The sequence below is a fragment of the Vibrio sp. 1401 genome, from assembly GCF_033340295.1.
The window spans coordinates 1-725 of sequence record NZ_JAWOWF010000332.1 but is presented as its reverse complement, the minus strand read 5'-3'; the positions used below and the strand labels follow the sequence as shown (position 1 = coordinate 725).

Sequence of the window (725 nt, the reverse complement as noted above, 5' to 3'; positions counted from 1 at the left end):
TGATGATGTGATTGCGCTGAACTAACGCGATTAAACGAGCTAGACTGAATTCTTCTGTTGCCGCAGACATGCGGTCGCGCCAGTGTTCTAGTGGTAAGCCTTCACTATCGAGTAGCAAGCCTTTGCTATTTGCTAAACCACACACTCGAATCACGATACCTTTTTCTGCCAGTTTGGATTGCTGACGTTGGATCTGATCCACCAGCTCACCGCCAACACCACCAACACCAACAACAAACACATCGAGGAAGTATTTCGAGTTAAATAGGTTTTCGTGACACGCTTTGATCGCCTCAGAAATTTTGTCTTCCGGAATTACCGCAGAGATAGCACGCTCTGAAGAACCCTGCGCAATCGCGACGATATTAACGTTCACTTCCGCAAGAGAAGAGAAAAAACGTGAAGCAACACCACGAGATGTACGCATGCCGTCACCAACCAAGGTAACGATAGAAACATCATCGATAAAATCAACCGGTTCCAATAGACCGTCTTTTAGTTCAAGCTCAAACGCATCCGCCAGAACTTGTTGAGCTTTCAGCTTATCATCAGCCTCGATACAGAAGCTGATGCTGTACTCAGACGATGATTGAGTAATTAATACAATAGAGACACCAGCAGAAGACATCGCACCAAATACTCGGCTCGCCATGCCTACCACCCCCTTCATACCTGGGCATGATACGTTAACCATGGTTAGGTCGTTAAGCGTTGTAATACCTTTG

1 protein-coding gene is annotated in these 725 nt (G+C 46.2%); it reads right to left on the bottom strand.

The window, feature by feature from the left end:
• Window positions 1–725, bottom strand: a 725-nt coding sequence (locus tag R7Z77_RS25450; protein ID WP_318137061.1) for an ACT domain-containing protein, incomplete at both ends; no start/stop codon positions are given.